The organism is Aeromonas sp. R6-2, assembly GCF_040908155.1.
Taxonomy (GTDB): Bacteria; Pseudomonadota; Gammaproteobacteria; order Enterobacterales; family Aeromonadaceae; genus Aeromonas; species Aeromonas schubertii.
This window is the reverse complement of sequence record NZ_JBFODE010000058.1, coordinates 38,119-44,925: the sequence shown is the minus strand read 5'-3', so window position 1 is coordinate 44,925 and position 6,807 is coordinate 38,119. Positions and strand designations below refer to the sequence as shown.

5 protein-coding genes and 1 tRNA gene are annotated in these 6,807 nt (G+C 56.2%); 2 read left to right on the top strand and 4 right to left on the bottom strand.

What is annotated here, in order from left to right; genetic code table 11:
- Positions 1 to 61 precede the first annotated feature (61 nt).
- The 4 genes from repC to AB5Y48_RS15585 form a co-directional block, all read right to left on the bottom strand.
- Entirely contained in the window at positions 62 to 919 is an 858-nt protein-coding gene (repC, locus tag AB5Y48_RS15600; protein ID WP_368165042.1) for a replication protein C, IncQ-type, read from the bottom strand.
- The gene (locus AB5Y48_RS15595; RefSeq protein ID WP_368165041.1) at positions 909 to 1,775 is read right to left on the bottom strand and encodes a helicase RepA family protein; all 867 of its coding nucleotides are present in this window, start codon (positions 1,773 to 1,775) and stop codon (positions 909 to 911) included. The genes repC and AB5Y48_RS15595 overlap by 11 nt, the downstream gene beginning before the upstream one ends.
- Positions 1,776 to 2,415: 640 nt before the next feature.
- A tRNA-Thr gene (locus AB5Y48_RS15590) sits at positions 2,416 to 2,491 on the bottom strand.
- A gap of 89 nt (positions 2,492 to 2,580) precedes the next feature.
- On the bottom strand, positions 2,581 to 3,336 hold the full coding sequence (locus AB5Y48_RS15585) for a phosphatase (RefSeq protein WP_368165039.1): 756 nt from the start codon (positions 3,334 to 3,336) through the stop codon (positions 2,581 to 2,583).
- Between the two features lie 418 nt (positions 3,337 to 3,754).
- Between AB5Y48_RS15585 and AB5Y48_RS15580 the strand changes: the two genes are divergently transcribed.
- Positions 3,755 to 4,408, top strand: coding sequence for a TetR/AcrR family transcriptional regulator (locus tag AB5Y48_RS15580; RefSeq protein WP_224160654.1), 654 nt, complete (start codon positions 3,755 to 3,757; stop codon positions 4,406 to 4,408).
- Between the two features lie 48 nt (positions 4,409 to 4,456).
- Complete coding sequence (locus tag AB5Y48_RS15575) at positions 4,457 to 6,784, top strand: acyl-CoA dehydrogenase (protein WP_136613305.1); 2,328 nt, start codon at positions 4,457 to 4,459, stop codon at positions 6,782 to 6,784.
- The last annotated feature ends 23 nt before the right edge of the window (positions 6,785 to 6,807 follow it).

Here is a 6,807-nt window from a genome sequence, read left to right as displayed (position 1 = left end):
GACATCGCCTGCACAGCACTTTGGGTTACCAAACCCCAGAGGAGTTTGAGAAGGTAGCTGCTTAACCCGGTGTCCACGATTGCTGGGTCAGATCACTGTTCCGTGGCCTGCGGATCTCCCACATATCTTTGCGGTATTCAGTTACCAACCAACCTATCGTGAACAGCTCCCCCACAGCTCTACGAGCAATCTGCTGGCGCTTTCTCATCGCATCAGCAATCGCAGGATCCGGCCAGATGTAACTGCACAGAGTATCCAAGGACGCGCGCCCTGATTTACCAGGATCGATCCACCCGCATAGGCGTTGATGGATCAATCGAGCAGGATCGCTCTTGAGGCTACGCACTTCATTCATATCGATGCGAGCATGTGGCCGTCCACCGAGAACGGCTTCTGCAATCTGTGGGTTCAAACAGATGTATAGCGCGTTATCATGATCATCAAAGAGATGACTCATCAGGTGGAAGGATGCACAGCGAGAGTCACCTTGAATGACAACGGTGACATTCGACATCCTGATCAGGCTAGCCTTTAGGGTTTTAAGGTTTCTGCCGCTTTTGCATAGACCAATCTCTTCGAGTAGCTGAGTGATACGAGACTGCACCACCAAGCAACGGCAGTCCGCACTATCAAACTCCGATGCTAAGGCCAAACGAAGTCGCTTAGGAATAGCTGCTGATGGCGCAGAGGTCAGAATAACGCCCTTGGGACCAGATAGCGCAACCAGCCCTTGTAGCAGTCGCATATCATCAGCCCCTAATGGCTCAAAACCAATAAAACGAGCGCTTTGGTTCTGTCCATAGCTATACGTCACATCCAGCTTTAACTTCTTTCTCTCCCCTCGCTTTAAACTGCGGAATAGACCAGGAGCAAGGCAGTGCATCGGATCATGGCGCGCGTGGGTAAGTTCAATAGCCATGAGCAAACCTCCTTCGCTCTCGCGCCTGGGGAGGTTCCATGAGTTGTACCGGATGTAATACGCCCCCTTCTTGGCGTTCAAACCATTGATCTTTGATCGCAGTGCCATAGTTCTGCTTGGATACCCCAAAGCGCACAAACGCACTGCGTCGAGAGTTTCCGATGGGTGTACTACCACGTTGAATCTCGGTTAGCTGGTTTGCTTCTTCTTCCCCCATCCGCACGATGTAACCACACCATCGGATGTTATCAATCAACGCAGATGCGCCTCTGGCTGCCTGCTGCTGATCAAGACTGCCATCCCTCGCGCTCCCCTTGCTGGCGTGATGTAAATAGAGCACCGCAGCCCCCGTATTTGCGGCCAGCGACTCAAGTCGGGTAATCAGCTGGGACATGTCTCCGTTACTATTTTCGTCCATCTGATGCATACGGCTGAGGGTGTCGAGAACAACAAGGCGATATCCATCTACCTTCTGCACCAGAGCCTGAAAACAGTCCGGATTCATCAGATCTAAACTCACCCCCATCATCGGTTCCAATGCGAGGTTTGTGGCAATAGAGGCCCTCGCTTTGGGCGATAGATGTTTGCCAAGCGCATGGACGCGGTGACTAAGCACTGCAGCCGGATCTTCACCAGCCATATAGATCACTCGGCCTGAACGGGTCGGGCGTAGTTGCAACAGATCGCCATCAGACTCTTTGCAAGCCACGGCCATTGCGGCCTGCAATGCCCAAAAGCTTTTACCTGTTGCTCCTGGTGCGATCAGAGCTCCCACAGTACCGGCCAAAAATCCAGGCCATATGAAGTCAAGAGCAGGCGGCTCCTGTTCAAACGCAGCTAGTAGGTCAAGAGCCATGGCTTACCTCTTAGCGTTTGAATTCTGTGACTTTTGTCGTGCTAGCTGCTCGGCTTTGGTTGGCCGGCCACGCCGAGGCATATCTGCCGATTTAACCGCTCGATCATCCAAACCCTGGCTAATGACATGTTCAGCAAGCCAAAGCTCAACATCTTCAGCACGCCAGAGCAAACGCTTGGTTCCTGGTAAACGGCAGATAGGGGGAAGTGAACAAGGGTTGCGAGTCGCGTCACTACGGATGCTAGCAACGGATTTATGCAGACAGAGAGCCAATTGCTCAACAGTCAAAAGCACCACGCTGGAGGTGGTAATAGAGGTTTGTTTCATGGTCATAACCCATCAAGGCGGCAAGGGTCATCGAATAGCTGTGCCGGTTAGCTAATCGGTAATTGACCTGAGCGGCACCATGCCCGGCCTTGAGGGTATAAATAATTAGTGCCTGTCGTCCGATGTTACGTGACGAAATGAAGTCTACCAGCAGTGTTTTGCTATGTCATGCACTGGCAAGCATCATTCGCCGCTATCAGGCCAGTGTGGCATGCCACAATTTTGCCACACTGGATAAGCTAAATGCTGCATTCCAACGCTCAGTAACGCATCAAGCTGCAACACCCAAACTACTGTTTTGTTTGATAAAATTTGGTGCCGGTAACAGGAGTCGAACCTGCGACCTTCGCATTACGAATGCGCTGCTCTACCAACTGAGCTACACCGGCAATGTTGCTAGATGATAGGAAAAAGCCATTGTGAGTCAATGGGTTGTTTGAAAAAACTTTACACGACCAAGGCTTTGGTCGCGTTTTGTTCAGCCATATAGGGCGCGCAGTGTATCAAACTCGGTGATCCGCGGGTGGCCTCGTTGCTCCAGAAATCCAAGCAGTGTCTCTGGCGTGCGGGCGAGCAAGCGATCGCGCGGGAATCCCGCTTCTTCTACCAGTCGTCGGCAGTGGTCGAAGTCCCCCAGCGTAAAGGCGACATGAGAGTCTGAGCCGAAGGCGAGCCAGGCACCGTGATCCCGGGCTGCCTCGACGATGGCTCGGCAATTGGACTCGCTCCCCTTGCGGGAGTACTCGAAAGAGGAGTTGTTGACCTCAAGGGCTACCCGATGCTCGGCGGCGGCTCTGACCACGGCATCGATGTCGATGGGAAAAGCGGGATTGCCCGGATGGCTGATGATGTCGACCCTGCCGCTTCGTATCGCATTGATCATGGCGCGGGTGTGGCTGTCTTGGTCTCGGGGAGGGAAGACGGGCTCATGGAAGCCAGCCATAACCAGATCCAGCACCGGAAGGTAGTGGTCAGGGAAGTCGATATCCCCTGCCTCGTTTTTGATGTTGGCCTCGATCCCGCGCAGTATGCCCACGCCATCGATTACTCTTGGCAATACCCTCAGGTTAACGAAGTGCCAGTAGTGGGGGGCATCGGCCATCTCAGGACCGTGATCCGTAGTGGCAAACAGGGCGATCCCTTTGGCCTTGGCCACCGGCAGATAGTCATGGATGGTACTGTAGGCATGGGTGCTGGCGATAGTATGGGTATGGGTGTCAACCAGATACTTCATGGGGTTTCCTCCGCTGTGAAGGGCCAGCATAGCAAATGGCTTCTGGCTGAACCATTGCCACACCTTGTTACAAATATCACCAGGGCTGACACACTTGGCTGACGAGGAAAGGGGAGAATAGAAGCAGTTGAAGGGCTGCCTGAACCTCTTCAACTGAAGGTCAAGGGACAAGGCCTTCTCTTTCCCCACCGCCGTCACTACGGCGGTTTTTTTGCTTCAGTGGCATCAAGGCAAAAAAAAAGCCCAACTAACACAGGGAAGGTTGGGCAAAGACTAATGCTTAATTGCAGTGGCATAGATATAGACTGTGGCTGCGTCACAAAGTTCAAAAAAACATTTTGTTAATCGCATTAACACTCTCTTGACATGATTGGGCGTGAAACGTACTTTTTAAACATCTGTTTAAGAGGGCGTTTTTGTGAGTAAGACCGACACCAAACACCGAATTCTCGACGCGGCCGAGGTGCTCTTCGCCGAGCGCGGTTTCGCCGATACCTCTCTGCGCCTCATTACGGGGGAGGCTGATGTCAACCTGGCTTCGGTCAACTATCACTTCGGATCCAAGAAAGAGCTGATCCAGGCTGTGCTGGATCGCTATCTCAGCCTTTTTATGCCCCGTCTCGATGCGCAGCTTTCGCGTTTGCAGCAACGGGATGAGGTGACCCTGCTCGAGGTATTTGAGGCCTTCGTCGAGCCTCTGATGTCCCTGACCGAGGTGCGCGGCAACGGGCCAACGCTATTTATGCAATTGCTCGGTCGTGGCTATATCGACAGTCAGGGTCACCTGCGCCGTTTCATTACTACCCACTACGGGGAGGTGATGGGTCGCATCTCTGGCTCCATCTCCCGCGCCAATCCGGCGCTCTCGCCGGCGGATCTCTTCTGGCGTCTTCATTTTACCCTGGGCACCGTCGTCTTCACCATGGCCTCGGCCGATGCACTGCGTGACATCGCCCAGGCCGATTTTGGCCAGCAGCTCGATGTGGAAGGGCTGGTGCGTAACGTTATTCCTTACCTGGCGGCCGGGGTCGGTGCGCCAGTGGAATCGGCCAGGCTCTCCCTGGCCGGCTAACAACCACAACAATGTCAACGGAACTGTGAAATAGAAGGAATGGAAATCATGACCACATTGCTACTCCTGCTGGTCCTGGCGGTCGCCGTAGTGCTGGGCGTACCCTCACTGCGCAAGCAGTGGGTGACCCGCCCGGTATTTGGCATCTTCAAGAAGATACTGCCACCCCTGTCGGCGACCGAGCGCGAAGCCATGGAAGCGGGCTCGGTCTGGTGGGACGGGGAGCTGTTTCGCGGCAACCCGGACTGGAAAAAACTGCACGGTTACGGCAAGGCCGAGCTGAGCGCCGATGAGCAGGCGTTTATCGACAATCAGGTCGAGACGCTGCTCGCCATGATCGACGACTTCAAGATAGTCAACGAAACCAAGGAGCTGCCGGAGGAGGTGTGGGATTACCTCAAGAAAGAGGGGTTCTTCTCTTTGATTATCCCCAAGAGTTATGGTGGGCGTGAATTTTCGGCCATCGCCAACTCCACCATAGTCACCCGTATTGCCACCAAGAGCCTGAGCGTGGCGGTTACCGTGATGGTACCGAACTCTCTCGGCCCGGGTGAGCTCTTGATGCACTATGGCACCGAGGAGCAGAAGAACTTCTGGCTGCCGGGTCTGGCCAATGGCAAGGAGATCCCCTGCTTCGCCCTGACCGGTCCCGAGGCGGGCTCCGATGCCGGCTCTATTCCGGATAAAGGCATCGTCTGCAAGGGCGAATATCAGGGTAAAGAGGTGCTCGGGATTCGCCTCAACTGGAACAAGCGCTACATTACCCTGGCACCGCGTGCCACCGTGCTGGGCCTGGCCTTCAAGCTCTACGACCCGGATCACCTGATGGGGGATAAAGAGGAGCTCGGCATCACCTGCGCCCTGATCCCGACCAGTCACCCGGGTGTGCGTGTCGGTGATCGCCACTATCCCATGGGGCTGGCCTTCCTCAATGGCCCCACCTTCGGCAAGGATGTCTTCATCCCCCTCGACTGGATCATCGGTGGCCCTGACTTTGCCGGTCGTGGTTGGCGCATGCTGGTCGAGTGTCTCTCCGCCGGTCGTGGTATCTCGTTGCCGGCGCTCGGCACCGCCTGTGGCCACATGGCGAGCCGTACTACCAGTGCCTACGCCTATGTACGCAAGCAATTTGGTATGTCCATCGGCAAGTTCGAGGGGATCCAGGAAGCCCTGGCCCGCATCGGTGGTCTGACCTATCAACTGGAAGGGGCCCGTCGCATGACGGCCGGCTCCCTGGATCTCGGCCAGGCGCCGGCCATCGTCACCGCCATCTCCAAATACCACATGACCGAGATGGCCCGTCAGATCATCGACGACTCCATGGATATCCACGCCGGTCGTGCCATCCAGCTTGGTCCCAAGAACTATACCGGCTATGCCTATCTGGGGATCCCGGTGGCCATCACGGTGGAAGGGGCCAACATCCTGACCCGTAACCTGATGATCTTCGGCCAGGGCGCCACCCGTTGCCATCCCTATGTGTTTGGCGAGATGGAGGCGGCTGCCGATCCGGACTTCGAGCGTGGCCTCGAGAAGTTTGACGGTCTGCTGATGAAGCATATCGCCTTCGGTACCGGCAACTTCTTTGGCTCCCTGTTCCAGGGACTGACGTTGGGGCAACTCAACACGGCGCCAGTCGCCGGCGAGACCGCCCGTTACTACAAGCAGCTGACCCGTATGAGTAAGGGGCTGGCCCTGTGTGCCGACATCTCCATGCTGATGCTGGGGGGCGATCTCAAGCGCAAGGAGATGATCTCCGCGCGTCTGGGCGACGTATTGAGCCACCTCTATCTGGCCTCCGCCACCCTCAAGCACTATGAGGATCAGGGGCGTATGGTGGCCGATCTGCCGTTCGTTCAGTATGCGGTAGAGCGTAATCTCTATCTCATCGGCAAGGCGTTTGACGGCTTCTTCCAGAACTTCCCGAACAAGGTGGTCGGTATGGTGCTCAAGCGGGTGGTCTTCCCGTTTGGTATCGGTTACCGCATGCCGGGTGACGATCGCTGCCACGCCATCTGCGAGGCCATGATGAAGCCGGGTGATTTGCGCGACCGCCTCTCGGCCCTCTGCTATGTGGGCAAGGATGAGGCCGATCCCATCGGCTTGATGGAGCGTGCCTTCCTGGCCATGAGCGCCGTGCAGCCCTTCGAGAAGAAGTTGGCACAGGCCCAGAAAGAGGGGCGTCTGCCCCGCAAGCTCCCCTTCGCCGAGCTGCTGCTGGCTGCCGAGGAGAAGGGCGTGCTGAGTGCCGACGAGGTGGCCAGGCTGCGTGCCGCCGAGGCCCTGCGCTACGAGGCGATCCAGGTGGATCACTTCGAGCCGGGGGTGCTGGAGGGAACTCCCCTCGAGGGGACCAGTCTCAACGACGCGGCCTGAGCGGGCCGATGATAAAAAGGGCG